The sequence below is a fragment of the Micromonospora sp. NPDC048830 genome (assembly GCF_043198215.1).
GTDB lineage: Bacteria > Actinomycetota > Actinomycetes > Mycobacteriales > Micromonosporaceae > Micromonospora.
Window position 1 is genome coordinate 21,132 of sequence record NZ_JBICUP010000044.1, and the last position, 23,708, is coordinate 44,839.

Annotated in this window: 22 protein-coding genes; 2 read left to right on the forward strand and 20 right to left on the reverse strand. The window is 73.5% G+C overall.

Annotated features, from left to right (window positions below):
* Positions 1–143: 143 nt before the first annotated feature.
* Positions 144–953 carry an ROK family protein gene (locus ACGFIZ_RS27920; protein WP_393424144.1) on the forward strand — a complete coding sequence of 270 codons (810 nt, stop codon included), beginning with the start codon at positions 144–146 and terminating at the stop codon, positions 951–953.
* A gap of 105 nt (positions 954–1,058) precedes the next feature.
* On the opposite strand, the gene ACGFIZ_RS27925 is transcribed toward ACGFIZ_RS27920, so the two are convergent.
* The 18 genes from ACGFIZ_RS27925 to ACGFIZ_RS28010 all read right to left on the reverse strand — a co-directional run bounded on the left by ACGFIZ_RS27925 (position 1,059) and on the right by ACGFIZ_RS28010 (position 21,314).
* A complete protein-coding gene (locus ACGFIZ_RS27925; RefSeq protein WP_393424147.1) occupies positions 1,059–2,069 on the reverse strand; it encodes a sugar phosphate isomerase/epimerase family protein in 1,011 nt (336 codons plus the stop codon).
* A gap of 318 nt (positions 2,070–2,387) precedes the next feature.
* On the reverse strand, positions 2,388–3,467 hold the full coding sequence (locus ACGFIZ_RS27930; protein ID WP_393424150.1) for a polyprenyl synthetase family protein: 1,080 nt from the start codon (positions 3,465–3,467) through the stop codon (positions 2,388–2,390).
* 13 nt (positions 3,468–3,480) lie between these two features.
* Entirely contained in the window at positions 3,481–4,890 is a 1,410-nt protein-coding gene (locus tag ACGFIZ_RS27935; protein ID WP_393424153.1) for an alkaline phosphatase family protein, read from the reverse strand.
* Positions 4,887–6,071, reverse strand: coding sequence for a metabolite traffic protein EboE (gene eboE, locus ACGFIZ_RS27940; protein ID WP_393424156.1), 1,185 nt, complete (start codon positions 6,069–6,071; stop codon positions 4,887–4,889). The genes ACGFIZ_RS27935 and eboE overlap by 4 nt, the downstream gene beginning before the upstream one ends.
* Entirely contained in the window at positions 6,071–6,943 is an 873-nt protein-coding gene (locus ACGFIZ_RS27945; RefSeq protein ID WP_393424159.1) for a TatD family hydrolase, read from the reverse strand. The genes eboE and ACGFIZ_RS27945 overlap by 1 nt, the downstream gene beginning before the upstream one ends.
* Before the next feature lie 2 nt (positions 6,944–6,945).
* Positions 6,946–7,620 carry an EboA domain-containing protein gene (locus tag ACGFIZ_RS27950; protein ID WP_393424162.1) on the reverse strand — a complete coding sequence of 225 codons (675 nt, stop codon included), beginning with the start codon at positions 7,618–7,620 and terminating at the stop codon, positions 6,946–6,948.
* A gap of 27 nt (positions 7,621–7,647) precedes the next feature.
* Positions 7,648–8,577 (reverse strand): sugar phosphate isomerase/epimerase family protein, encoded by a 930-nt coding sequence (locus ACGFIZ_RS27955; protein WP_393424165.1) that lies wholly within the window; start codon positions 8,575–8,577, stop codon positions 7,648–7,650.
* Positions 8,574–9,419, reverse strand: a complete 846-nt coding sequence (locus ACGFIZ_RS27960; RefSeq protein ID WP_393424168.1) for an SCO3242 family prenyltransferase — start codon at positions 9,417–9,419, stop codon at positions 8,574–8,576. Before ACGFIZ_RS27960 ends, ACGFIZ_RS27955 begins: the two co-directional genes overlap by 4 nt.
* Entirely contained in the window at positions 9,416–10,570 is a 1,155-nt protein-coding gene (locus ACGFIZ_RS27965) for an inositol-3-phosphate synthase (protein WP_393424171.1), read from the reverse strand. The genes ACGFIZ_RS27960 and ACGFIZ_RS27965 overlap by 4 nt, the downstream gene beginning before the upstream one ends.
* Before the next feature lie 520 nt (positions 10,571–11,090).
* Positions 11,091–12,317: a Gfo/Idh/MocA family protein gene (locus tag ACGFIZ_RS27970; RefSeq protein WP_393424174.1), complete on the reverse strand. Its 1,227-nt coding sequence runs from the start codon at positions 12,315–12,317 to the stop codon at positions 11,091–11,093.
* 20 nt (positions 12,318–12,337) lie between these two features.
* Positions 12,338–13,396, reverse strand: coding sequence for a substrate-binding domain-containing protein (locus ACGFIZ_RS27975; RefSeq protein ID WP_393424177.1), 1,059 nt, complete (start codon positions 13,394–13,396; stop codon positions 12,338–12,340).
* A 125-nt stretch (positions 13,397–13,521) separates the two neighbouring features.
* On the reverse strand, positions 13,522–14,655 hold the full coding sequence (locus ACGFIZ_RS27980) for an ABC transporter permease (RefSeq protein WP_393424180.1): 1,134 nt from the start codon (positions 14,653–14,655) through the stop codon (positions 13,522–13,524).
* On the reverse strand, positions 14,652–16,163 hold the full coding sequence (locus ACGFIZ_RS27985) for a sugar ABC transporter ATP-binding protein (protein WP_393424216.1): 1,512 nt from the start codon (positions 16,161–16,163) through the stop codon (positions 14,652–14,654). The genes ACGFIZ_RS27980 and ACGFIZ_RS27985 overlap by 4 nt, the downstream gene beginning before the upstream one ends.
* Before the next feature lie 189 nt (positions 16,164–16,352).
* The gene (locus tag ACGFIZ_RS27990) at positions 16,353–17,531 is read right to left on the reverse strand and encodes an ROK family protein (RefSeq protein WP_393424183.1); all 1,179 of its coding nucleotides are present in this window, start codon (positions 17,529–17,531) and stop codon (positions 16,353–16,355) included.
* Positions 17,532–17,821: 290 nt separating this feature from the next.
* Positions 17,822–18,883 (reverse strand): YihY/virulence factor BrkB family protein, encoded by a 1,062-nt coding sequence (locus ACGFIZ_RS27995; RefSeq protein ID WP_393424186.1) that lies wholly within the window; start codon positions 18,881–18,883, stop codon positions 17,822–17,824.
* 63 nt (positions 18,884–18,946) lie between these two features.
* The gene (locus tag ACGFIZ_RS28000; protein ID WP_393424189.1) at positions 18,947–19,756 is read right to left on the reverse strand and encodes an ABC transporter permease; all 810 of its coding nucleotides are present in this window, start codon (positions 19,754–19,756) and stop codon (positions 18,947–18,949) included.
* A gap of 11 nt (positions 19,757–19,767) precedes the next feature.
* Positions 19,768–20,565 carry an ABC transporter permease gene (locus ACGFIZ_RS28005; protein WP_393424192.1) on the reverse strand — a complete coding sequence of 266 codons (798 nt, stop codon included), beginning with the start codon at positions 20,563–20,565 and terminating at the stop codon, positions 19,768–19,770.
* Between the two features lie 233 nt (positions 20,566–20,798).
* The gene (locus ACGFIZ_RS28010) at positions 20,799–21,314 is read right to left on the reverse strand and encodes a M23 family metallopeptidase (RefSeq protein ID WP_393424195.1); all 516 of its coding nucleotides are present in this window, start codon (positions 21,312–21,314) and stop codon (positions 20,799–20,801) included.
* A gap of 210 nt (positions 21,315–21,524) precedes the next feature.
* Between ACGFIZ_RS28010 and ACGFIZ_RS28015 the strand changes: the two genes are divergently transcribed.
* Positions 21,525–22,271, forward strand: a complete 747-nt coding sequence (locus ACGFIZ_RS28015; RefSeq protein ID WP_393424198.1) for a M23 family metallopeptidase — start codon at positions 21,525–21,527, stop codon at positions 22,269–22,271.
* A 181-nt stretch (positions 22,272–22,452) separates the two neighbouring features.
* Here ACGFIZ_RS28015 and ACGFIZ_RS28020 read toward each other — a convergent pair whose 3' ends face one another.
* On the reverse strand, positions 22,453–23,079 hold the full coding sequence (locus ACGFIZ_RS28020; protein WP_393424201.1) for a putative toxin-antitoxin system toxin component, PIN family: 627 nt from the start codon (positions 23,077–23,079) through the stop codon (positions 22,453–22,455).
* Positions 23,080–23,123: 44 nt separating this feature from the next.
* Complete coding sequence (locus ACGFIZ_RS28025; protein ID WP_393424204.1) at positions 23,124–23,633, reverse strand: helix-turn-helix domain-containing protein; 510 nt, start codon at positions 23,631–23,633, stop codon at positions 23,124–23,126.
* Positions 23,634–23,708: the final 75 nt, after the last annotated feature.

Below are 23,708 nucleotides of genomic sequence, written 5' to 3' on the forward strand. Positions count from 1 at the left end.
GCGCCGTGTCGGGATCGGCCCGCCGGCCGGGACCCGCCGTCGCCGCGCCGGCACCGATCCGGCCCTGCGTGGCGACGAGGAGATGCCGGGGCCTCACCGACCGTCGAACTTTCGCCAATTTGGAGCAAAAGTTAGGGCGACCCGTGGCATTCTCCAGCGAGGGATCGAAGGACCCGGACCCGGCCGACTCGATCTCGTTCGCCTGGGACTTCGACGGCAACGGCACCGTCGGCTGGCACGGATTCGGCGTCCGCGACGTGCTCGCCGCCGAGTTGGGCTGCCCGGTGCTGGTCGACAACGACGCGAACGTGATGGCGCTGGGCGAGCAGCACGCCGGCACCGGCCGCGCCTTCGACGACTTCCTCTACCTCAAGCTCGGCACCGCCATCGGCTGCGGCATGGTGCTCGGCGGGACGCTGCACCGGGGCGCCACCAGCGGCGCCGGCGGCATCGCCCACCTGCGCCTCGGCGAGGGCGACGGCGAGGGCGACGGCGACGGCCCGCTCTGCGGGTGCGGCGAGAGCGGCTGCCTGGAGGCGTACTGCGGGGACGACGCCCTGGTCCGGGAGGCCCTGGCCGCCGCCGAGGCCGGACGGTCGCCCGCGCTCGCGGCCCGGGTGGCCGAGGCCGGCGGGCTCACCGTGGCCGACGTGGCGCGCGCCACCACCGCGGGCGATCCGGCCGCGCAGGCCCTGGTACGCGGGGCCGCGCGCCAGGTCGCCCACGTCCTGGTCGGCCTGGTGAACTTCGTCAACCCGGGCATCGTGATCATCGGCGGGACGGCGCCGGGCGTGGGGCCGACGATGCTCGCCGAGATCCGGTCCGTCGTCTACCGCCGGTCGCCCCCGCTGGCCACCGGCAGCCTGCCGATCGTCCTGTCCGACCTCGGCGACCGGGCCGGCGTGGTGGGCGCGGCCCGCCTCGCCAGCGACCACGTCTTCGGCGCCCCCTGACCCGCGGGCCGGGCCCCGGGCGGGGCGCGGACGGCCCGGGCCGCGCCGGGGCGGAGTACCGGGCGCGGGTCGGCCACGGTTCGGCCGGCCCGCGCCCGTTCGGGCTCAGTCCCGGCTGCTGCTGAACGCAGCGTCGAAGGCGGCGGCCGGGGCGTCGAAGGCGAGCCGCCGGACGAACCGCAGCGCCTCGGGCGCCCCGACCAGGCGGTCCATCCCGGCGTCCTCCCACTCGATGGAGATCGGGCCGGCGTACCCGATGGCGTTGAGCGCCCGGAAGCAGTCCTCCCACGGCACGTCGCCGTGGCCGGTGGAGACGAAGTCCCAGCCGCGGCGCATGTCGGCCCAGGGCAGGTGGGAGGCAAGCCGGCCGCGCCGGCCGTCGCCGGTACGCACCTTCGCGTCCTTGCAGTCGACGTGGTAGATCCGGTCGGCGAAGTCGAAGATGAAGTTCACCGGGTCCAGTTCCTGCCAGACGAAGTGCGACGGGTCCCAGTTCAGCCCGAACGCGGGCCGGTGCCCGATCGCCTCCAGCGTCCGCTTGGTCGTCCAGTAGTCGTACGCGATCTCGCTGGGGTGGACCTCGTGGGCGAAGCGGACGCCCACCTCGTCGAACACGTCGAGGATCGGGTTCCAGCGGTCGGCGAAGTCCTGATAGCCGCGCTCGATCATCGACGGCGGGACCGGCGGGAACATCGCCAGGGTGTGCCAGATCGACGAGCCGGTGAAGCCGACCACCGTGTCGACGCCGAGCCTCGCCGCGGCCCGGGCGGTGTCCTTGATCTCCTCGGCGGCCCGGCGGCGTACGCCCTCCGGCTCGCCGTCGCCCCAGATCCGGGCCGGCAGGATGTCCTGGTGCCGCTCGTCGATCGGGTGGTCGCAGACGGCCTGGCCGACGAGGTGGTTGGAGATGGCGAAGACCTGCAGGTTGTGCTTCGCCAGGGTCTCCCGCTTCCGGTCGACGTACGACTCGTCGGCGAGCGCCTTGTCGACCTCGAAGTGGTCGCCCCAGCAGGCGATCTCCAGCCCGTCGTAGCCCCACTCGGCGGCGAGCCGGCAGACCTCGTCGAACGGTAGGTCGGCCCACTGGCCGGTGAAGAGCGTGATGGGTCGCGCCATTGTCCTTCTCCCCTGTCGTGCGTGGTGGGGGATTCCGTCTGCGGGACCGGGGCGAGGGTGACCGGGTGTGGTGCCGGTACGCGGCGGACCGTCGGTGCCCCGGCGGGCGCATCCGCGCCTGAACCCAGCGGGTTGCGCCTCCCGCCGGGTCACCGGCCACCGCACAGGGTCGCCGCCCCCACTCTATTCCGCCCCGGACCCCGCACGGAAGCCCCGCACCCCCTCCCCGCGATCTTGCACTTTCGGCCCCCGGTTCGCGGCCTTCGCCCGGATTGCCGGGGCACCAACTGCACGACCGCGGGAGGTCGGAGTCCTGGCTCAGGTCGTGCGGTGCACGGTGCGGGCGGCGAGGTCGGCCAGCGCCCTGCGGGCCGCGGGGGTGAGCGGGGCGTCGGACAGCACCCGCAGCGCGGCCTCGGCGCGTACCCGGATCATCCGCTCGATCTCCTCCCGGGCACCGGTGGCCTCGATGATGCCGCGCAGCTCGGCCGCGCCGTCGGCGTCCAGGGACGGGTTGCCGAACAGCTCCCGCAGCCGGGCGCCCTGCGCCCGGTCCGCCGCCGCCCTGGCCAGCGCCATCATCACCGTCGGCTTGCCCTCGCGCAGGTCGTCCAGGACGGGCTTGCCGGTGACGTTCGGGTCGCCGAAGACGCCGAGCACGTCGTCGCGGAGCTGGAACGCGTCCCCGAGCGGGTCGCCGAACTCGGCCAGCGTCGCCAGCAGCTCGGCCGGCGCGCCGGCCAGGGCCGCGCCGATCTGCAGCGGCCGGGTCACCGTGTACCGGGCGGCCTTGAGCCGGATCACGGTGAGCGCGCTGGCCACCGAGCCGTCGCCCACCCCGGAGACCAGGTCCAGGTACTCCCCCGCGATCACCTCCGTGCGCATCGTGGCGAACACCGCGTACCCCCGGTGCACGTCGTCCCGGCTCAGCCCGCACTCGTGGAACATCTGGTCCGACCAGGCCGCGCAGAGGTCCCCGCAGAGCAGCGCGGTGTTGCGCCCGTACGCCTCGGGGTCGCCCCGCCAGGCGGAGCGGGCGTGCAGGTCGGCGAAGAGCCGGTGCACCGTGGGCCCGCCCCGCCGCTGGTCGCTGCGGTCGAGGATGTCGTCGTGGATCAGGGCGAACGCGTGGAACAGCTCCAGCGCCGCCGAGGCGATCACGATGGGTGTGTCGCCCCCGCCGGCGTCCTCCCCGCCGGCGCCCCGCCAGCCCCAGTAGCAGAACTGCGGGCGCAGCCGCTTGCCGCCGGCCAGGACGAACCGGTGCAGGGCGGTGAACACCCCCCGGGGCGTCCCGTCCGGCCACTGCAGCGCCTGCCGGTCGAGGAAGGCGGCCAGCTCGGCGTCGACCCGGGTACGCAGGCCGCTCGCGTCGGTGGGTGCGACCGTCGCCGTCATGTGTCCTCCCTGGTCACTCCGTCGACAACCGAGCGTCCGCCGAAGCCAGGCCGGCCAGCTCCAGCAGCAGCGCCTTGACGTCGGTGGCGGCCACCGCGTCCCGCGCCGGGCCCGGGTCGGAGCAGAGCAGCACGGGGGCGTCGGCCGGGCCGGTCGGCAGCCGGCCGTGCGACCCGCGCACCGCCCGGGCGCCCGCGTCCAGCCCCACCACGCTCATCAGGTACCGCATGCCCAGCTTCTTGCGGGCCAGCGCGACGGCGGCCCGCCGCTTCGCCGCGCCCGGGGCGGCCGGGTCGAAGAACAGCTCCGCCGGGTCGTACCCGGGCTTGCGGTGGATCTCGACGAGGCGGGCGAAGTCGGGGGCGCGGGAGTCGTCGAGCCAGTAGTAGTACGTGAACCAGGCGTCCGGCTCGGCCACCAGCACCAGTTCCCCCGAGCGCGGGTGGTCCAGCCCGTACGCAGCCTTGCCGTCGGCGTCCAGCACCTCTGCCACCCCGGGCAGCCCGGCGCACAGCTTCGCCACGGCCGGCACGTCGGCCGGGTCGCGCACGTAGACGTGGGCCACCTGGTGGTCGGCGACCGCGAACGCCCGGGACGTCCACGGGTCCAGGTACTCCATGCCGTCCTGGGTGTGCACCCGCAGCAGCCCCTCGGCGCGCAGCAGCCGGTTGACGTCCACCGGGCGGGAGACGTCGGTGATGCCGTACTCGGACAGCGCGACCACCGTGACGTCGGCGGCGCGGGCGGCGTCCAGCAGCGGCCCGAGCACCCCGTCCAGCTCGGCCGCCGCGGCGGCGGCCTGCGGCGAGGACGGCCCGAAGCGTTGCAGGTCGTAGTCCAGGTGCGGGACGTAGACCAGGGTGAGGTCCGGGGCGTGGTCGGCGAGGATCGCCTCGGCGGCCTTGCAGATCCACGCCGACGAGGGCAGTCCCGCCCCCGGCCCCCAGTACGTGAACAGCGGGAACGTGCCGAACCGCTCGGTCAGGGTGTCGTGCAGCTCCGGCGGGTCGGTGTAGCAGTCCGGCTCCTTGCGGCCGTCGGCGTAGTACACGGGGCGGGGCGTGACGGTCCAGTCGACGTCCGCGCCCATGGCGTACCACCAGCAGACGTTGGCCACCGTGTAGCCGGGCTCGACCCGGCGGGCCGCCTGCCACAGCTTCTCCCCGCCGACCAGGGCGTTGTGCTGCCGCCAGAGCAGCACCTCGCCGAGGTCGCGGAAGTACCAGCCGTTGCCGACGATCCCGTGCCCGCTCGGCCGCTCCCCGGTGAGGAACGTCGACTGCGCCGAGCAGGTCACCGCCGGCAGCACCGTGCCGAGGGAGGCGGTGAACCCGCCCTCGGCCACCGCGCGCAGCCGGGGCATGTGCGCCAGCAGGCGCGGGGTCAGCCCGACCACGTCCAGCACCACCAGTCGGCGGCTCATGCGCTCACTCCTGTCCCGACCGGCGCGAGGCCGATTGTGATCAACTCGTCCCGGGCGAAGGCCAGCTCGGCCGCGATCCCGGTGGCCAGCTCCGCGTCGTCGCGGGGCCGCCGCGCCTCCGGCAGCACCCCCCACGTGTACGTCTCGACGTCCAGGTGGTCGCAGCCGGCGACCGGCCCGGCGAACAGCGCGCCCAGCGCGGCGCGCAGCACCGGCAGCGTGGCGGTCAGCGGCGGCTCGGGCGGAGCGTGCAGCGGCACGTGGTAGTGCACCCGCAGCGGGCCGGGCAGGCGGGCGTCCAGCGCCGCGTCCAGGTCGTCGGCGGCGTGCGCCGGGGCGGCCGGGTCGGCGGCGTGCGCGCAGCCGGCGCCCCGGGCCTGGTGCAGGAAGCGCGGCTCCACCCAGCGGCGCAGCGCGTCCGTCGCCCCGGCCGGCGCCTCGATCGCGGCGGAGACCTGCACCTTCACCACCGGCAGGCCGGCGGCGGCCAGCCGGGCCAGCGCGGCGGCCGGCTTCTCCCAGGCGCAGGCCAGGTGCGCCAGGTCCAGGCAGATCCCGAGCCGGCCCGGGTCGGCCCCGCCGAGCAGGGCGGCGGCCTGGGCGGTGCTCTCCACCACGCAGCCCGGCTCCGGCTCGAACCCGACCCGGATTGGGCGGCCGGTGTCCCGCTCGACGCCGGCCAGCCCGGCGGCCAGCTCGTCGAGCCGCCGCCGCGCCGCGTCGGCCCGGCCGGCGTCCCACGGGTCGCGCCAGGCCAGCGGCAGGGTGGAGACCGAGCCGCGGGCCGCGTCGTCGGGCAGCAGGTCGGCCAGCACCCGGGCCAGGTCCAGGGTGTACGCCATCCGCTGCGGCGTCGTCCAGTCGGGGTGGTACACGGCGTGCTTGACCACCGGCGCCTGGAACGCGGCGTACGGGAAGCCGTTGAGCGTCACCACCTCCAGGCCGCGCGCGGTCAGCTCGGCGCGCAGCCGGCGGCGCGACGCCGGGTCGGCGGCGAGCGCGGCGGCCACCGGGGCGGCCAGCCACAGCCCGAGCCCGAGCAGGTCACCGCCGAGGGCCCGGCGCACCGGCAGCGCGTACGTGTCCAGCTGGGCGAGGATGCCGGCGAGGTCCTCGGCGGGGTGGACGTTGGTGCAGTAGCCGAGGTGGACGGTCTGGCCGTCGGCGTGTCGCAGCCGCATCAGCTGCCGCCGCGCAGGATCGAGTTGCCCTCGAACGTGCGGCCGACCGCCCCGGCCGTGCCGTCCGCGTCGGCCACGCCCGTCAGGTCGAGCCGGCCGGACTGGCCGTAGCACTCGACGGGGTTGCGCCACAGCACCCGGTCGACGTCGTCGTTGGTGAAGCCGGCGGCCAGCATCGCCTCGCCGGTGGCCCGGGTGAGCATCGGGTCGGAGCGCCCCCAGTCGGCCGCCGAGTTCACCAGCATCCGCTCGGTCCCGTACGCCTTGAGCAGCTCCACCATCCGGGGCGGGGACATCTTGGTGTCGGGGTAGATGGAGAAGCCCAGCCAGCAGCCGGTGTCCCGGACCAGCTTCACGGTGACCTCGTTGAGGTGGTCGAGCACCACCCGCCCCGGCTCGATGCCGGACTCGGCGACCACGGCCAGGCTGCGCTCGACGCCCCGGGCCTTGTCCCGGTGCGGGGTGTGCACCAGCGCCGGCAGGTCGTGCGCGACGGCCAGGGCGAGCTGGGCGGCGAACGCCTCGTCCTCCTCCGGCGTCATCGAGTCGTACCCGATCTCGCCGACCGCCACCACGCCGTCCTTGTCCAGGTACCGGGGCAGCAGGTCGAGCACCGGGCGGCAGCGGGGGTCGTTGGCCTCCTTCGGGTTCAGCGCGATCGTGGCGTGGTGCCGGACGCCGAACTGCCCGGCCCGGAACGGTTCCCAGCCGACCAGCGAGTCGAAGTAGTCGGCGAAGCTGGCCGGGCTGGTGCGCGGCTGGCCGAGCCAGAACGCCGGCTCGACGATCGCCCGGACCCCGGCGGCGGCCATCCGCTCGTAGTCGTCCGTGGTGCGGGAGGTCATGTGGATGTGCGGATCGAAGATGCGCATGGTCACGCCTTTCCGGTGGCGGGGCGGGCGGCCGGGCCGACGCCGCTGGCGCCGCCGGGGTCGCCGGGGTCGCCGGCGTCGCCGGCGCCGGCGGTGAGCCGGTCGAGGAGGTCGGCGGCGTCGGCCGGGATCGTGCGCCCGGCGGCGTGCCGCTCGGCCGCCAGGCCGGCGAGCATCGCGGCCAGCTCGCCGTCGGCGCGGGCGTCCAGGTCGTGCACGGCGGCCAGCGGGACGCCGGTGAAGACGCACTTGAGCACGGCCTGCCGCCAGGCGGCCGGGTCGAGGTGCCGGGCGTACGGGCCGAGGGCGGCGGCGAGCAGCCGGGTGTCGTTGGTCCGGACCGCGTCGTGCAGCAGCGACACGCCGGCCGCCCCGATCGGCAGCAGCGGCAGGGCCCGCAGCACGGCCCGCTTCTCGGCGGCGTCGCCGTGCCGGTACAGGTCGGCGGCGTGCCCGGCGTGGCCGGCGGGAAGCGCGGCCAGCAGCAGCGCCCGGGCGGCCTCGTCGGCCGTCCAGCCGGGCGCGTCGGGCAGCGGGTGCCGGCCGCAGCGGCGGGCCGCGGCGGCGAACCACCGCGCGATCGTCGCCGGCTCGGCCGCGACGCGCTCCCGCGCCGCGTCCAGCCACTCCGGGTCGGGTACGCCCCGCAGCGCGGCGCGTAGTCGTTCGGGTGTCATCCCGTCTCCCTTCGTGGGTCGGTGCGGTCAGCCGCCGTGCTCCCCGGCCCGCGCGGGCACGGGAACGACACGACCGGCCTCCGCCGTGGCGGCGGCTCTGGCTGCCGTCGCGGCGGCGGCGCGGAGGAAGTCGAGGGACCGGGCGGCCACGCCCGGGGCGGCGTGCGAGTGCCGGGGCAGCTCCACGGCGACCAGCCCCCGGTAGCCGGCGTCGGCGAGCGCCCGCAGCACCGGCGGGAAGTCGATCTCGCCCTGGCCGAACTCCAGGTGCTCGTGCACGCCCCGGCGCATGTCGTCGATCTGCACGTTGACCAGGTGCTCGGCGACCGAGCAGACGCAGTCGGGCACGTCGACGGGCTCCAGGCAACGGCAGTGCCCGATGTCGAGGGTGATGCCGAAGACCGCCGGGTCGCCCAGCGCGGCCCGCAGCCGCCGCCAGCCGGCGATGTCCTCGACCAGCATCCCGGGCTCCGGCTCGAAGCCGAGCGGCACGCCCGCCGCGTCGGCCGCGTCGCAGACCACGGCGCAGCCGGCGACCAGCCGGTCCCAGGCGACGTCCGGCGCGACCCCGGCGGGGCGTACGCCGGCCCAGAACGACACCGCCTCGGCGCCGAGGTCCGCGCCGACCGAGACGGCCCGGCGCAGGAACTCGATCCGCCGGGCGGGATCGTCGTGCAGCAGCGTCGGGGCGTGCTTGTGCCACGGGTCGAGCAGGTACCGGGCCCCGGTCTCGACGACGACCGCGAGGCCGAGCGCGTCGAGCCGGCGCCGCAGGGCGGCGGTGCGGCGGGCCAGCCCGGGGGCGAACGGGTCGAGGTGGTCGTGGTCCAGGGTGAGCGCCACGCCCCGGTAGCCGAGGTCGGCCAGGACGGCGAGCGCGTCGTCGAGCCGGTGGTTGGCGAAGCCGTTGGTGCCGTACCCGAAGCGCAGCCCCAGCGCGGCGGGGTCGGCGGTCATGTCGGGGCCACCTTCCGGGCCAGCAGCCGGGCCAGCGGCGCGGCGGCGGCGACCGCGACGCCGAGCAGCCCGGCCCCGGCTCGGGCGGTGAGCGCGCCCTGCAGCGCCGGCAGGCCGGTGATGCCGGCGCCGACGGCGGCGCGGACCCGCCCGGCCGACGGGTCGGCGAGCACCCGGGCCTGCGCGCCGCCGTACCGGGCCAGGTAGCCGGCGGTCAGGGCGACCGGGGCGGCGGCGGGGCGGGGACCGACCGCGGCGGCGGCGACCAGGGCGGTCCCGGCGAGCGTGGTACGCGGCAGCCGCCGGTCGGCGCCGGAGACCTCGCGGCGGGACAGCTCGGTGACCGTCCAGGTGTGCGCGGCGACGGTGGCCGCCGCGGGCACGGCCCGCCACAGCCGGCCGCCGGACGCGCCGAGCAGCACGTCCAGCCCCCGGCACACCGCCATCACGGCGGGACCGGCGGCGGTGTTCTTGGCCGCGAGGTCGTACCCCCAGACGGCGGCGGCCAGGGGGACGGCGACGGCGGCGGCGCGCCGGCCGCCCGCGGCGGTGGCCAGCGCGACCCCGGCGGCGGTGAGGCCGGCGGCGAGGCCGAACGCGGCGGGCGGGCTGACCCGGCCGCCGGGGATCGGCCGCTCCGGGCGCTCGACGGCGTCCAGCCGCCGGTCGGCCCAGTCGTTGGCGGCCATCCCGCCCCAGTAGAGCAGCACCGACGCGGCGGCCAGGCCGGGCGTGCGCCGGCCGAGCGCCCCGGCCGCCGCCGCGCCGGCCAGCACGTCCCCCGGTACGGAGAGCGCGGCGGGCGCCCGGACCAGCTCGGCCAGGTCGCGGAGCGTGGTCATGCCGCACCGCCCGCGTCGGCGTGCAGCGCTGCGGTGAAGCGGGTCAGCCGGTCCCACTGCTCGACCAGCGAGTGGGTCGGCGCGCCGAGCGGGTCCTTGAAGAAGAACGCGAGGTCGATCAGCGGCCCGCGCCGGCCGGCGGCGTGCGCGGCGGCGGTGAGCCGGGCCAGGTCGAGCACGAGCGGGGCCGCGAGGGCGGAGTCGCAGCCGTGCCAGGTGAACTCCATCCGCATCCCGGTGCCGAGGAATCCGGCGAAGGTGACCAGATCCCAGGCGGTCTTGAAGTCGCCCAGCTCCTCGACGTAGTCGATGCGGGTGTGGCCCTGCGGGACGTAGCCGAGGATCTCGCCGACGACCCGGTCCTTGCTGCGCACCTTGGCGGCGTTGGCATCCGGGTCGGCCAGGTTCGCGCCGTCGCCGCCGCCGAGCAGGTTCGTCCCGGACCAGGAGCGCACGGTCAGGTGGCGCATCGCGAACATCGGGGCGAGCACCGACTTGACCAGGGTCTCCCCGGTCTTGCCGTCGTGGCCCGCGTACGGCAGGCCGTGGCGGTCCGCCAGCGCCTCCAGCGCCGGCAGCCGGGCCCCGGTGGACGGCGTGAAGTCCACGTACGGGCAGCCCGCCACGAACGCCGCGTACGCGTACAGCGAGCTGGACGGCAGCACCTCGTCGGGGCCGGCGAGCGCGGCGGCGAGGGCGTCCGGGTCGGCGTGCGCGGGGTGCGGGGCGGGCACCGGCTCGGTGGCGGAGACGTTGACCACCACCACCCGGCCCAGCCGGTGCCGGGCCCGAAACGCCGTGAGGTCGGCGACGGTGGTGGCGGCCCGGTCGGCCTGGCTCCCGTCGGCGGGCGCGGGGCGCACCTCGTCGTCGACGGCGGCCAGCTCCGCGCCGAGCGCGGCGACCAGCCGGGCGGGCAGCACCCCGGCGTCGGCGAGCGCTTCGGCCCGCTTCGCCAGCGGCGTGGCCACCGGGTCGTGGCCGCCGAAGACGAGATCGGCGAAGGACGGCAGGGCGGGGCCCCGCAGCTCGGGCAGCTCGGTGACGCAGCCGGTCGGGCCGGTCAGCCCGGCCCGCAGGGCGAGCGCCCCGACGACGCTGGTGGTCGCGACCGAGCCGCGCGCCCCCACCAGCCAGACACCCGTACGCATGGTGCTCCTTTCCTGGTCGGCGGGACCGGCCGTGCCGCAGTCGATGCATTCCGAGGTATTGCGCCCCGCCCGTCCCCCGGTCACCCCGTCCGGCGCCGAAGGCGGCGTCGACGACGCCGGACGGAGTCCCCTGAGGACGGGGACGGACGGGGCTGGCAGGCAGGGGCGGTCGGCGTCCCGTCCCTGCCTCCCCCGCAACCTCGGTGCGCGGCCGCCCGGCGTCGACCGGAGGGCCGGTAGTGCCCGGTCGTCCGGCCGGAGCCGGGTGACCGGTGGTGCGCGGTCGTCCGGCCGGAGCCCAGGTGACCGGTGGTGCTCGGCCCTCCGGTGCGGCCGGGGAATCCCGGTCCGGCCGCACCGGACGACCGTCCTGCTGTCGTGCGCGCCGGGCGGGGCCCGGCCACACGCCCTCCGGAGCCGACCTCGTCCCCGCCGCGGGGCGCAACCGCGGCGGGTCCCTCGCCGGTCGGTCCGGAAAGCCTCTCGGGCAGCGGCGCCTACCGCGCCGCCGCCGGCCGGGTCACGCCGCCACCGCCTCCAGCGTCGGCTCGACATCGGCCCACGAGGAGCCCAGCTCGGCGGAGCGGGCCACGGCGTCCAGCACCAACTGGACCTGGAGCCCGTCGGCGAACGAGGGCGCCGGGTCGGTGCCGGCGGCGATCGCCTCGACGAAGTCCCGCGCCTGGTGGGTGAAGGTGTGCTCGTAGCCGATGATGTGGCCCGGCGGCCACCAGGCCGACATGTACGGGTGCTCGCCCTCGGTCACCAGGATGCGGGTGAAGCCCTGCTCGGCGGCGGGCCGCGTCGCGTCGTAGAACTCCAGCTCGTTCATGCGTTCCAGGTCGAAGACCACGGTGCCGAGCGAGCCGTTGATCTCCACCCGCAGCCCGTTCTTGCGCCCGGTGGCGAACCGGGTCGCCTCGTACGTGGCCAGTGCCCCGCCATCGAGCCGGGCGACGAAGACCGCCGCGTCGTCCACGGTCACGAGACCGGTGGCCGGCCCGTGCCCGTCGACCGAGCCGTGGCCGTCGACGTGCGCGCTCAGGCCGCTCGACCCGCCCGGCAGCGGGCGCTCCTTGACGAAGGTCTCGGTGATCGCGCTGACCCCGCTGACCCGCTGACCCGTGACGTACTGGGTCAGGTCGATGATGTGCGCGCCGATGTCCCCCAGCGCCCCGGAGCCCGCCTTGTCCCTCTGCAACCGCCAGACCAGCGGGAACTGCGGGTCGACGATCCAGTCCTGGAGGTAGGCCGCCCGGACGTGCCGGATGGTGCCGAGCCTTCCCTCGGCGACCAGTTGGCGCATCAGGGTGACCGCGGGGACCCGGCGGTAGGTGAAGCCGCACATGGCCCGTACCCCGGACTCCCGCGCGGTGGCCGCGGCGGCGGCCATCGCTCGGGCCTCGGCCACCGTGTTGGCCAGCGGCTTCTCGCAGAGGACGTGCTTGCCGGCGGCCAGCGCGGCAATCGCGATCTCGGCGTGGCTGTCCCCCGGTGTGCAGATGTCGACCACGTCGATCTCGTCGGACTCGACGAGCCGCCGCCAGTCTGTGGTGTACGCGTCCCAGCCGAGTCGGTCGGCGGCGTCGGCCACCTTCCCGGTGTCCCGGCCGCAGATCAGCGCCATCCGGACCCGCGCCGGCAGGTCGTACACCCGGTTCACGGTGCGCCACGCCTGCGAGTGCGCGGCGCCCATGAACGCGTAGCCGACCATGCCGACCCGCAGGTGCCTGTCGTGAGTGGACAAGGTGGGTCTCCCCCCGTGTGTCAGAACCCGAGCTTGAGGTAGTTGCTCGCGTTCTCCTTGGTGATCGTCTCGGAGGCCAGCACGATCTCCTTGGGCACCTGGAGCTCCACCAGGTCGGACATGCCCTTGCCCTGGCCGATGAGCCGGGCGAGCGAGATCGCGGAGGAGGCCATCGAGGGGCTGTAGGTGACCGTGGCCTTCAGCACCGTGTTGTCGGCCTGGATGTCCTCCATCGCCTTCTTCGAGCCGGCGCCGCCGACCATGAAGAACTCCTTGCGGCCGGTCTGGTTGACCGCGGCGAGCACGCCGATGCCCTGGTCGTCGTCGTGGTTCCAGAGGGCGTCGAGCTTCGGCAGCGCCTGGAACAGGCCCGTGGCGGCCTGCTGGCCGGAGTCGGCGGTGAACTCCGCCGGCCGCCGGTTGGCCACCTTCAGCCCGTACGAGGCGAGGGTGTCGGCGAAGCCCTTCGACCGCTCCTGGGTCAACTCCAGCGAGTCGATGCCGGGAATCTCGCCGATGACCGGGTTGCTGACCCCCTTGGCCTTGAGCTGCTCGGCGACGTAGGTGGCGGCGGCCACGCCCATGCCGTAGTTGTCGCCCTTGATCTGGAGCCGGTAGGCCCGCGCGTCCGGGAACGCACGGTCCAGGTTGACCACCGGGATGCCGGCCTTCATGGCCTCCAGGCCGAACGCGTTGAGCTCCTTGCCGTCGTGCGGCAGCAGCACGATGACGTCGGGCTTCTGGGAGAGCAGGGTGGACAACGCCGCCCGCTGGGCCGCCGCGTCCGCGCCGGCCTCGACCGACTTGAACTCCACGTCGGAGTACGCGCCGGCCTGCGCCTTCGCGTTGTTGGTGATGGCGGCGATCCAGCCGTGGTCGGCGGCCGGGGCGGAGAAGCCGACGGTCACCTTCTTGCCGGGCGCGGCGTTGCCGCCGGTGGCGGTCTCGGCCGCCTTGGTCTGCGCCGCGGTCGGCGCCGCCTCGTTGCTGGTGCACGCGGTGAGCAGTGCACCGGCGCCGAGCGCGGCCCCGCCGAACAGCAGCCGGCGGCGCGACAGGTCCCGACTGTGCTGGGTCATTACGACCTCCTGGTGCGCGATGGTGGGGGAAAGAGGGTGTGGGGGGCCCGGCCACCGTCGGAGCGACGGCGACCGGGGTGCTGCTTCTGGGTTCTGGCGGTGCGGGTGGTGGTGGTACGGACCGGTCAGGTGGTGGTGAACCGGTTGCGGTTGAAGAACTGGGCCAGGCTGCGGAACGTGAACTGCTGGACCAGGACGGCGGCCACGATGATTCCGCCCTTGACCATGTTCTGGGCCTCGGTGGACAGGCCGTTGATGGCGAAAAGGTTGGTGATGGTGGAGAAGATGACGACCCCGAGCAGGGAGCCGACGATCGTCCCCCGCCCGCCGCTGAGCAGCGTCCCGCCGATGATCGCGGCGGCGATCGCGTCCAGCTCGTACAGGTTGGCCATCGCCGCCTGGGCGGAGGTGGCCTGCGCGGTCAGCATGATCGCGGCGATGCCGCAGCAGAGGCCGGAGAGCGCGTAGAGCAGGACGGTGTGCCGCCGGACGTTGATGCCGGCGAGCCGGGCCGCCTCCGGGTTGCCGCCGACGGCGACGGTACGCCGGCCGAACGTCGTCCGGTTCAGCAGCACCCAGCCGGCCACCACCACGGCGGCGAGGATGTAGACCAGCAGCGGGATGCCGAGCACGTTGCTGCTGGCGATGTCGTTGATCGTGGCGTTGTCGGACACCTGGGTCTGCTTGTCGGAGATCTCGGCGGCCAGGCCCCGGGCCGCGACCATCATGGCCAGCGTGGCGATGAACGGCACCAGCCGGCCGTACGAGATGAGCAGGCCGTTGACCAGGCCGACCGCCACGCCGACGGTGAGCGCGCTGAAGATCATGCCGCCCGCGCCGTAGCTCTGGGTGGCGACCGTGGTGCACCAGACGCCGGCCAGCGCCACGATCGCGCCCACGGACAGGTCGATGCCGCCGCCGATGATCACGAAGGTCATGCCGACGGTGACCACGCCGACCACCGAGGCGAGCTTGAGGATGGTGAGGATGTTGTTCCACACCCAGCTCGAGTCGCCGTACAGGTCGGGGCGGGTGGCGATGCCGATCAGGACCAGCACCACCAGCACGCCGATCAGGCCGAGGTTCCGCCGGGCGCCCTCGCCGTTGTCGCCGCGCCACCAGGAGAGCCCGGCTCCCCGGGCCTCGGCGGCGTGGCCCTTGCCGGCCGCCGCGGCGGTCGCGGCCGGCTCCACGGGCGGGGACTGCGCCGGCATCGACGCCGGCCGGTCCGGTGTGGCGGTGGGAGAGGGGTCGGTCATGCGGGTGCGCCTTCCATCAGTGACCCCGCCATGACGAGGTCGAGCACCGTGTTCTCGTCCAGTTCGCCGGCGGGCGCCTCGCGCACCATCCGGCCCTCGCGCATCACCAGCACCCGGTCGGCCAGGCCGAGCACCTCGGGGACCTCGCTGGAGACGAGCAGCACCCCGACGCCCCGGGCGGCCAGTTCCCGGATCACCTGGTACAGCTCGGCGCGGGCGCCGACGTCGACGCCCCGGGTGGGCTCGTCGAGCAGCAGCAGCCGGGTGTCGCCGAGCAGCCAGCGCCCGACCACCACCTTCTGCTGGTTGCCCCCGGAGAGGGTGCGCACCGGCCGGCGCACGTCGCGGGGGCGCAGCTCCAGGGAGTCGGCGATCCGGCCCGCCTCGGCCCGCTCCCGGCCCGCGTCGGTGAAGCCGAGGCGGGCGTACCGGCCGAAGGTGGCCAGGGTGACGTTGCAGTAGATGGGCTCGCCGAGCAGCAGCGCCTGGCTCTTGCGCTCCTCCGGGGCCATCCCCATGCCGGCCCGCACCGCCGCGCCGACGCTGCCCGGGCGCAGCGCGCGCCCGCTCATCGTGACCGCCCCGGCGTCCGCCCGGCGGGCGCCGTAGATGGTCTCCAGCAGCTCGGAGCGGCCGGAGCCGACCAGGCCGGCGATCCCGACGATCTCACCCGCCCGCACGGACAGCGAGACGTCGGCGAACTCGCCGGCCCGGGTCAGCCCCTCGACCCGCAGCAGTTCGGCGCCGTCGCCGTCGCCGGCCGGGCGATCCGGGAAGACGTACTCGATGGTGCGCCCCGTCATCCGCGCGACCAGGTCGCGGGTCGGGGTGTCGCGCGCCGGCAGGTTCGCCGCCGTGGTCCGGCCGTCCTTGAGTACGGTCACCCGGTCGCCGATCTCGCGGATCTCCTCCATGCGGTGGGAGATGTAGATGACGGCGATGCCCTGCGCGGTCAGCTCGCGGATGATCCGGAACAGGTTGCCGACCTCGTCGTGGGCCAGCACCGCGCTCGGCTCGTCCATGATGATCAGCCGGGCCTCGTGGGACAGCGCCCGGGCCATGCTGACGATCTGCTTGCCGGCAGCCGGCAGCGCCCGCACCATCCGCCCGGGCGGGATCTCGCCGTGGCCGAGCCGGCGCAGGATCTCCCGGGTCCGGCGGGCCATGTGGCCGCGGCGGACGAAGCCCGCCCGGCGCGGCTCGTGCCCGAGGAAGGCGTTCTCCGCGACCGACAGGTCCTCCACCAGGTCGAGTTCCTGGTAGATCGTGGCGATGCCGGCGCGCATGGCGGCCTGCGGGTTGGCGAACTCGGCGGTCCGGCCGCGCCACTCGATGTGCCCGGAGTCGGGGCGGTGCACCCCGGAGAGCACCTTGATCAGGGTGGACTTGCCGGCGCCGTTCTGCCCGAGCAGGCAGTGCACCTCGCCGGCCCGCACCTCCAGCTGCACCCCGTCCAGGGCCCGTACGCCGGGGAAGGTCTTCACCACGTCGGTCAGCCGCAGCACCACCTCGCCGGCGACGGCGTCGGCGGGCGCCTCGACCAGGGGCGCCGTCTCGGCGGTGGTGTTCTCGTTCTCCGTCACTGCGCCTCCTCGGTTCGCGACTGCGGGGCTCGCAAACCCGGCTCACTCCTCGCGCTCACGATGCCTCCTCGGTTCGCGACTGCGGGGCTCGCAAACCCGGCTCACTCCTCGCGCTCACGATGCCTCCGCGAAGGCCACGTCGCTGGCGAGCACGGCCGCCCCGGCGACCCCGGCGCGCGGGCCCAGCTCGGACAGCACGACCGGCAGGTTTCCGGTGGCCAGCGGCAGCGACCGGCGGTAGACCACACTGCGGATCTCGGCGAGCAGGATGTGCCCGAGCTGGGCCAGCCCGCCGCCGATCACGATCATGGACGGGTTGGTGAAGCTGACCAGGCCGGCCAGCACCCCGCCGACCCGGCGGCCACCGTCGCGGATGAGCTGGATGCAGGTCACGTCGCCCTCGACGGCGCCCTCGGCGACGTCGCGCGCGGTGACCACGCCCTTGGTGGCGAGCCGCTCGGCCAGCGCCGGGGATGTCCCGCTGCGGGCGTTGGCATTCGCCTCCCGCGCCAGCGCGGCGCCGCTGAACAGCGCCTCCAGGCAGCCCACGTTGCCGCAGGAGCACATCGGACCGTGCGAGTCGACCTGGATGTGGCCGATGTCCCCGGCGCAGCCGTCGGTGCCCCGGTAGACGTCGCCGCTGAGGTAGATCCCGCACCCTATGCCGGTGCCGATCTTGACGAAGAGGAAGTCGTCCACGGAGTGGGCGACGCCGCCGTGCCGCTCGCCGATCGCCATGATGTTCACGTCGTTGTCGACCACCGCCGGGCAGCCGTGCTCGCGGGTCAGCAGCTCGCGCACGGGGAACCGGTCCCAGCCCGGCATGATCGGCGGCGAGACCGGTACGCCGTCGCGGAAGCTGACCGGACCGGGCACGCCGATGCCGACGGCGTGCAGCCGCTCGTACGCCCCGTCGACGCGGGCCTTGTGCAGCAGCTCGTTGACCCGCTGGAGGGTCACCTTCGGGCCGTTGCGGATGTCGGCCGGCTCCGCGTACGCGGCGACCGGCTCCAGCCGCGCGTTGACCACCTCGACGTCGATCGAGCTGGCGCCGAGGTCGACCGCCGCGAAACGCAGGCTCGGGTCCAGCTCGACGAGGGTGGACCGGCGCCCGCCCCGGGACGCCGCGAGGCCGGCCTCGGCGACGTAGCCGAGGCTGACCAGTCGCTCCAGTTCGGCCAGCAGCCGGGGACGCGGCATCTGCAACCGGTCCCCCAGCTCCGCGCGGGACATCGCCCCCTCGTCGCGGAGCACCCGCAGCAGCCGCAGGTGCAGGGGTTCCACGGTCCGCACCGGAACTCACCTCCGCATCGGAGTCGGTCGCGCGTCACATCGACGTAACCGCGATGTGTTGTGTCCGACACAGTAGGAGCCTTCCGCCTCACCTGTCCAGAGCTTCGGCCGATTTGATCCAAACTTTTGTCCGGATGAACAAAAGCCTAGAGTTGATCAAGAAAAGTCGAGGGCTGGACGGCGAGCCGGGCCACGCCGGGACGAGCCTCCCCGGACGCCTGCCACGCGAGCCGCCCCGCCTCGCGCGAAGCGAGACGGGGCGGCGGGCGGGACCGGGCCGGGTCGGCCCGTCAGCGCTCGCGCTTCTTCCTGAGCTTGCGGTCGTCGCGCAGCTCGACGTACGGCTCGTCCTCGGCGGGGTGCCCGGCGGCGATCGCCCGGCCGCGCTCCAACTCGGCGTCGAACTCCGCACCGAGCAGGATCGCGAGGTTGGTCAACCACAGCCAGACCAGGAAGATGATCACACCGGCCACCGCGCCGTACGTCTTGTTGTAGGAGGCGAAGTTGGCCACGTACAGGGCGAACAGGCCGGAGGCCAGCAACCAGATCACCACGGCCAGCACCCCGCCGGCGCTGACCCAGCGGAAGCCGCCGTGGCGGGCGTTCGGCGAGGCCCAGTAGAGGATCGAGAACACCAGGCTCACCAGGACCACCAGCACCGGCCACTTGACGATGTTCCACACCGTGACCGCGGTCGAGCCGATCCCGATGGCGCCCCCCGCCTCCTGGGCCAGCCGGCCGGTGAACACCACGATCACCGCGCTGACCAGCAGCAGCACCCCGACGGCCGCCGTCACCCCGAGCCGGATCGGCAGCGTCTTCCACACCGGCCGCCCCTCCGGCACGTCGTAGATGACGTTGGAGGCGCGCATGAACGCCGCGATGTACCCGGAGGCGGACCAGAACGCGCCGAGCAGACCGAGCACGGCGGCGAGGCTGGCCAGCCCGCCGGAGTGACTCGCCTGGTCGATCGCGCTGATGACGATCTGGCGGATGCTGCCCGCCGGCGCGGCCTGGTTGACGGTGCTCTTGACCCCCTCGGTGGCGCTCGGGCCGAGCAGGCCCAGGATCGAGATGAGCACCAGCAGCCCGGGGAAGATCGACAGCACCCCGTAGTACGTCAGGGCCGCCGCCCAGTCGGTCAGGCTGTCGTCCTGGAACTCCCGTCCGGTGCGGCGCAGCGCCGCCTTCCAGCCGGCGCCCGACAGGTGCGCGGGGCTCTCCGGCCCCTCGTCCGGGCCGACCGGCCGGCGGCCGGCGCCGCCCCGGTCCTGCGGATCCCGGCGGTCCGGGTCGCGGCCCTCGCCGCCCCGGTCGGGCCCGCCGCGCGCGGACGTCTCGTCGGAGGCCATGGCCCCTCCCTCGTGGTCGCGATGTCCTGTCGGACATGCCCGGCGAGAGGTGGCACTAACCAGTCACTTGTACAGCAGGCGCCCCATCCGGCGCGACGCCACGAGCAGCCCGAGACCGATCGCCAGCAGCAGGTACGCCACGTCGACCAGCCAGGACCAGCCGCCGCCGTCCAGGGCGACGCCCCGGATCAGGTGGACCGAGCGGTACAGCGGCGTCACCTCCACCAGCCACCGGAGCACGGCCGGATACGCCGTCGCCGGCACGAACGTGCCGGAGAACAGGAACAGGGTGAACTGGGCCGAGCCCATCAGGTCGAAATCCTGCCAACTGCGCAGGAACGTGGCCAGCGCCATGCCCAGCGCCCCGAAGGCGAAACCGACCAGCACGGCCGCCGGGAGCGCGACCAGCGCCCGCACCGGCGTGGTCAGGTCCATCGCCACCATGACCGCCAGGAACGCGGCGGAGTAGGCGCTGCCCCGGCCCATCGCCCAGGCCAACTCGCCGAGGGCGATCTCGAACGGCCGTACCGGGGTGGCGATCACCCCGTCGTACAGCTTCATGTACTTCATCTTGCCGAAGAAGTTGAAGGTGGTCTCCGCCAGCGCGCCCGTCATCGCCGAGGACGCCAGCATCGCCGGGGCCACGAACGCCGCGTACGACACGACCTGGCCGCCGGGGAGGGTGAGGTCGCCGACGAGCGTGCCGACCCCGACGCCGATGGAGAACAGGTACAGCACCGGCTCCACGAAGCCGGAGAGCAGCAGCAGCCAGTAGACGCGCTTCAGCGCCGCCACGTTACGCTCGGTCACCGAGGCCGCCCGGCGGGACGCGGCGGAGACGTCGACCAGCCGGGGCAGGACGAGACTGACCACAGGCACCCCTCCTAAACGACGAGCCGACGACGGAACGCGCGGTGGGCCAGCAGCACGCCGACGAACGCCCAGGCGGCCAGGTAGAGCAGGTGACCGGCCACCGACCACTGCGGCGCGGACCCGAGGGTGGCCGCCCGGCACAGGTCGACGGCGTGCCACAACGGCGTCGCGTACGCCAGCCAGCGCAGCGCCCCCGGCAGCGACTCCACCGGGAAGAACACCCCGGCGAACAGCGTCATCGGGATCACCCCGAAGCGGAACAGCATGGCCAGCCAACTGTCGCTGCTCACCGACGCCGTGTACGCGAACGTCGGCGCGGCGACGGCCAGGCCGAGCAGCGCCACCACCACCGGCACGACCAGCGCCCACGGCGAGCGCAGGGCCCCGAACAGCGCCGTCACCAGCAGGAACGCGGCGACCGTGGTGAGCACCCGGAACAGCACGAACAGCAGGTGGCCGGCCAGGATGTCGCCCACCCGCGGCGGCGCGGAACTCTGCGCCAGGTAGATCTTGGTCCACTGGAAGTTGCCGAACACCGGCCAGGTCGAGTCGCCGATCGCCACCTGCAGCGCGGTGGAGGCGATCAGGCCGGGCACGATCCAGTCCAGGTAGCGCACCCCGCCGACGCCCTGCTGGATGTAGGCCCCCACGCCGATGCCGAAGCCGACCATGGTCAGCACCGGCAGCAGGAACGACGAGAACACCCCCGCCCGCCAGGTGCGCCGGTAGCCGACCAGGAAGTAGTTCAACACGGCCAGCGCGGGCACCCTGGGCAGCGGCCGGGCCCGCTCCTGCCGCGCCACGCTCACGCTCACCACCCCGTCCCGCGCTCGGCGTCCCTCCGGCCTTCCTACCCCAGGGGTACGACAGACCGCGGCCACCCTACGATCCACCGCCGCGCTTGTCGCGCCGTTTTGGATCGTCGCCGGACGGAAGCTGCCGGACGGTCCGGCGACTGCCCGACGGGCAGGACGACGGCCCTCCGGATTCAACCGGAGGGCCGTCGCCCACGCCTCGGGAACCGGGACGGTCGATCGGTGGATCAGCAGCCGACGGTACGGGTGTAGTTCTGCGTCCCCCAGTAGAGGGCCAGGTTGCCGTTGAACCGCACCTTGATGTCGCTGCCGTTCAGCCGCTGCTCGTAGTGCAGGTGCGAGCCGCTGGAGCCGCCGCTGTTGCCCACGTAGCCGATGGTGGTGCCGTAGTCGACGGACTGGTTGACGGAGACGTTGAACCCGCTGAGGTGGGCGTAGTAGGTGGTGTACCCGTTGCCGTGGTTGATTCGCACGTACCGGCCGTAGCTGGTGTCGCCGAGGTTGGCGACCACGTCCACGGTGCCCGGGGCGCTGGCCTTGACCGGATCGCCGTGGTCGTCGGCCCGGTTGAAGTCGATCGCGTACGGCGGGCTGTGGGTGGCGCGGGTCTGACCGGACCACGTCTGGTTGCACGGGAACGGCACCCGGAACGTCGGCGCGGCGGCGGCGGGCGACGCCGGAACCAGGAACGCGGCGGTCGCCAGCACGGCGATGCCGAGGAAATTCGTCAGGCGCGAACCCATCCCAACCTCCACAGTGGAAATCCTCGATCTTTCGCTGGATGATGCCAGAAAGTTCAGGCGATCAAAAGACGGTCATCGATCGACTCCGGCGGGAGCCGGCCGCCCGCCGGCCACCTCGGCGAGCAATCCAGCGATTAATCTGGATGCCTCGATACAAGTAGTCTCAGCACCCCGCCATGAACTCGTCACCGCACGGATGAGGAGCCGACGATGAGCGAGATCCTGCCCCCCTGCTGTGGCGACGCGACCGGCCAACCACCGACCGGACTCAGCCGCCGTACGCTGCTGCGCGGCACCGCGTGGGCCACCGGCGCCCTCGCCGTCGGCGGTGTCGTCGGGCTGCCCGGGACCGCCCACGCGGCACCGGTGATCTACAACCCGTTCGCCGCCTACCCGATCACCGGGACCTGGCAGGACCACCTGAACTACGGGTCGCTCGGCGGGATCGACTTCGGAATGGGGGTCGGCACCGCCCTGCCGGCCTGCGGCGCCGGCACGATCCAGAACATCCCCGACAACGGAACGGGCGGGCACACGGTCACGATCTACCACGCGGACGGGTACCGCAGCCAGTACATGCACCTGTCACAGTTCCTGCTGGCCTACGGGACCGCGGTCGGCGCCGGGACGATCGTGGGACGGTCGGGCGGTGCCGTGAGCGCCCCCGGGTCGGGCAGCTCCACCGGCCCGCACCTGCACTGGCACATGATCAACCCGAGCGGGGTACGCATCAACCCGCTGACCTACATCAGCCAGAACCCGGGCGGTGGCCTGCCCAAGACGACCACCGAGTACGACGGCGTCCCCGGTCCGGCCTTCTACCAGCGGATGCAGAACTGGCTGCGGATCACCGCCGGCTACACGGGCCCCATCGACGGCGTACCGGGGCCGAACACGTGGAAGGCGGGCAGCGGCTCTGCTCCGGCTGGGGCTACACCGGGCCGATCGACGGGGTGATGGGGCCCAACTCGTGGCAGGCCTTCGCCCGGTTCCTCAACCAGGACCAGTGGGACTGACTGTCGAACCCATGCCGCTGCGACACGACGGCGGTCCAGGCACGAGCCTCCTGGACCGCCGGAACGGGACCGCCCGCGTCAGCACCGACGATTGGTGTGGGTAGAACGAGCAACCGTGGGTGCTACGGCTTGACCAGGCGAGATGCCGGCATCTCTGGAGAACGCGGGCGGATCTTCGTTGCTGCTAGATGACCTTGGATGTGCTTGACGAACCTGGGGGCGCCGCCATTGCCGAGGCATGCGAGCAGCTCCTCAACGCCCAGTTGGGGCTTCCCGGCCGAACGGCCTGTTTCGGCGCTCTGCCTCGTGACGACCTCCACCATCAGGGTAGGGGCGAGGTCGTACTGCAAGCATAGAAAGCGGTCGGGCTTCAGGACTTCGATGTTGAAGGGTTCTACCGCCGCCCGCGGGAAGTGCCTCAGGTTGTTCGTCACAATGACGTCTGCCCGACCTGCAACGGCGGCTGCCAGAACATGCCGGTCGCCCATATCGTTCGTCATGCCGTCGACGAGAGATTCGTAGCCCGTGACCAGAGCATCCTCAAAGGCTTGGTTCATGCATGCGAACATGGCGTCAAGCCGCCCCGGATCGATGTCCGGGCGTAGCCGCAGGATCGTACGCCGCGTCTCTGCGAGGACGTCCTGGCTCCAGAGTGGACGGTAGAAGTCGGCCTCTGCGACCCGCAAAAGAGTGTCACGGAGTGCGTTCGGAACCAGGACGTTCGCATCGAGCAGGGCGGAGAACGGCACCAATCGAGCCTAAGCGCTGGTAATGCTTGGCGGAAGCTCCGGCTTCACGTTCTGTTGTCGCCGCCTTCCTCAAGGTCATCGGCCGACTGATCGTAGAGTCCCATGTCGAGGCTCTCCAGCGTCATACGCTGAAGCAACTGCCGCCGCTCTTGCCGCCGCTGCTCTTGATACTTCAGCACGTCAGCAAGCTTGATGCGACGGTGACTGTTAGGCCGCTCGTACGGTATCTTGCCGTCATCCAGCAGCTTGGTCAGAGTGGGCCGTGACACCCCGAGCATGTCTGCGGCTTGCTGCGTGGTGAGCGTTGTGTGTTGCGGAGCGATAGTAACGGCGTAGCCACTGGCCAACGCCTCGAGCGCCTTGACCAAGATGTCGTGAAGGCCGTCGGGCAGCGGCTTGGAACTGAGTCCGTCTGCGCTCACCAGGCGCGCTCGCGCCTCCGGTACCTGCTGACCACGGTCGCGTAGGACCTGGAGCAGGTCTACGACTTCCGCACTGTTGGCGGCATCGGGCAGGATCGTCTGCTCATCCATGACGCGGGCTGCGGCTGTCATGGCCCCAGCATCCTTCCAATTCGCAAGAAACGCAACGCAGTCAGGGGTTACTAGCCGTCATGTTGAATACGGGCA

Bases quoted from the DNA above. Each gene is read 5' to 3' on its own strand.
- ACGFIZ_RS27935 (WP_393424153.1), bottom strand. From the start codon at position 4,890: ATGAGCCGCCGACTGGTGGTGCTGGACGTGGTCGGGCTGACCCCGCGC.
- ACGFIZ_RS27965 (WP_393424171.1), bottom strand. From the start codon at position 10,570: ATGCGTACGGGTGTCTGGCTGGTGGGGGCGCGCGGCTCGGTCGCGACC.
- ACGFIZ_RS28015 (WP_393424198.1), top strand. From the start codon at position 21,525: ATGAGCGAGATCCTGCCCCCCTGCTGTGGCGACGCGACCGGCCAACCA.
- ACGFIZ_RS27955 (WP_393424165.1), bottom strand. From the start codon at position 8,577: ATGACCGCCGACCCCGCCGCGCTGGGGCTGCGCTTCGGGTACGGCACC.
- ACGFIZ_RS27945 (WP_393424159.1), bottom strand. From the start codon at position 6,943: ATGCGCATCTTCGATCCGCACATCCACATGACCTCCCGCACCACGGAC.
- ACGFIZ_RS27930 (WP_393424150.1), bottom strand. From the start codon at position 3,467: ATGACGGCGACGGTCGCACCCACCGACGCGAGCGGCCTGCGTACCCGG.
- eboE (WP_393424156.1), bottom strand. From the start codon at position 6,071: ATGCGGCTGCGACACGCCGACGGCCAGACCGTCCACCTCGGCTACTGC.
- ACGFIZ_RS27995 (WP_393424186.1), bottom strand. From the start codon at position 18,883: ATGGCCTCCGACGAGACGTCCGCGCGCGGCGGGCCCGACCGGGGCGGC.
- ACGFIZ_RS27960 (WP_393424168.1), bottom strand. From the start codon at position 9,419: ATGACCACGCTCCGCGACCTGGCCGAGCTGGTCCGGGCGCCCGCCGCG.
- ACGFIZ_RS27925 (WP_393424147.1), bottom strand. From the start codon at position 2,069: ATGGCGCGACCCATCACGCTCTTCACCGGCCAGTGGGCCGACCTACCG.
- ACGFIZ_RS27980 (WP_393424180.1), bottom strand. From the start codon at position 14,655: ATGACCGACCCCTCTCCCACCGCCACACCGGACCGGCCGGCGTCGATG.
- ACGFIZ_RS27975 (WP_393424177.1), bottom strand. From the start codon at position 13,396: ATGACCCAGCACAGTCGGGACCTGTCGCGCCGCCGGCTGCTGTTCGGC.
- ACGFIZ_RS28025 (WP_393424204.1), bottom strand. From the start codon at position 23,633: ATGACAGCCGCAGCCCGCGTCATGGATGAGCAGACGATCCTGCCCGAT.
- ACGFIZ_RS28010 (WP_393424195.1), bottom strand. From the start codon at position 21,314: ATGGGTTCGCGCCTGACGAATTTCCTCGGCATCGCCGTGCTGGCGACC.
- ACGFIZ_RS27950 (WP_393424162.1), bottom strand. From the start codon at position 7,620: ATGACACCCGAACGACTACGCGCCGCGCTGCGGGGCGTACCCGACCCG.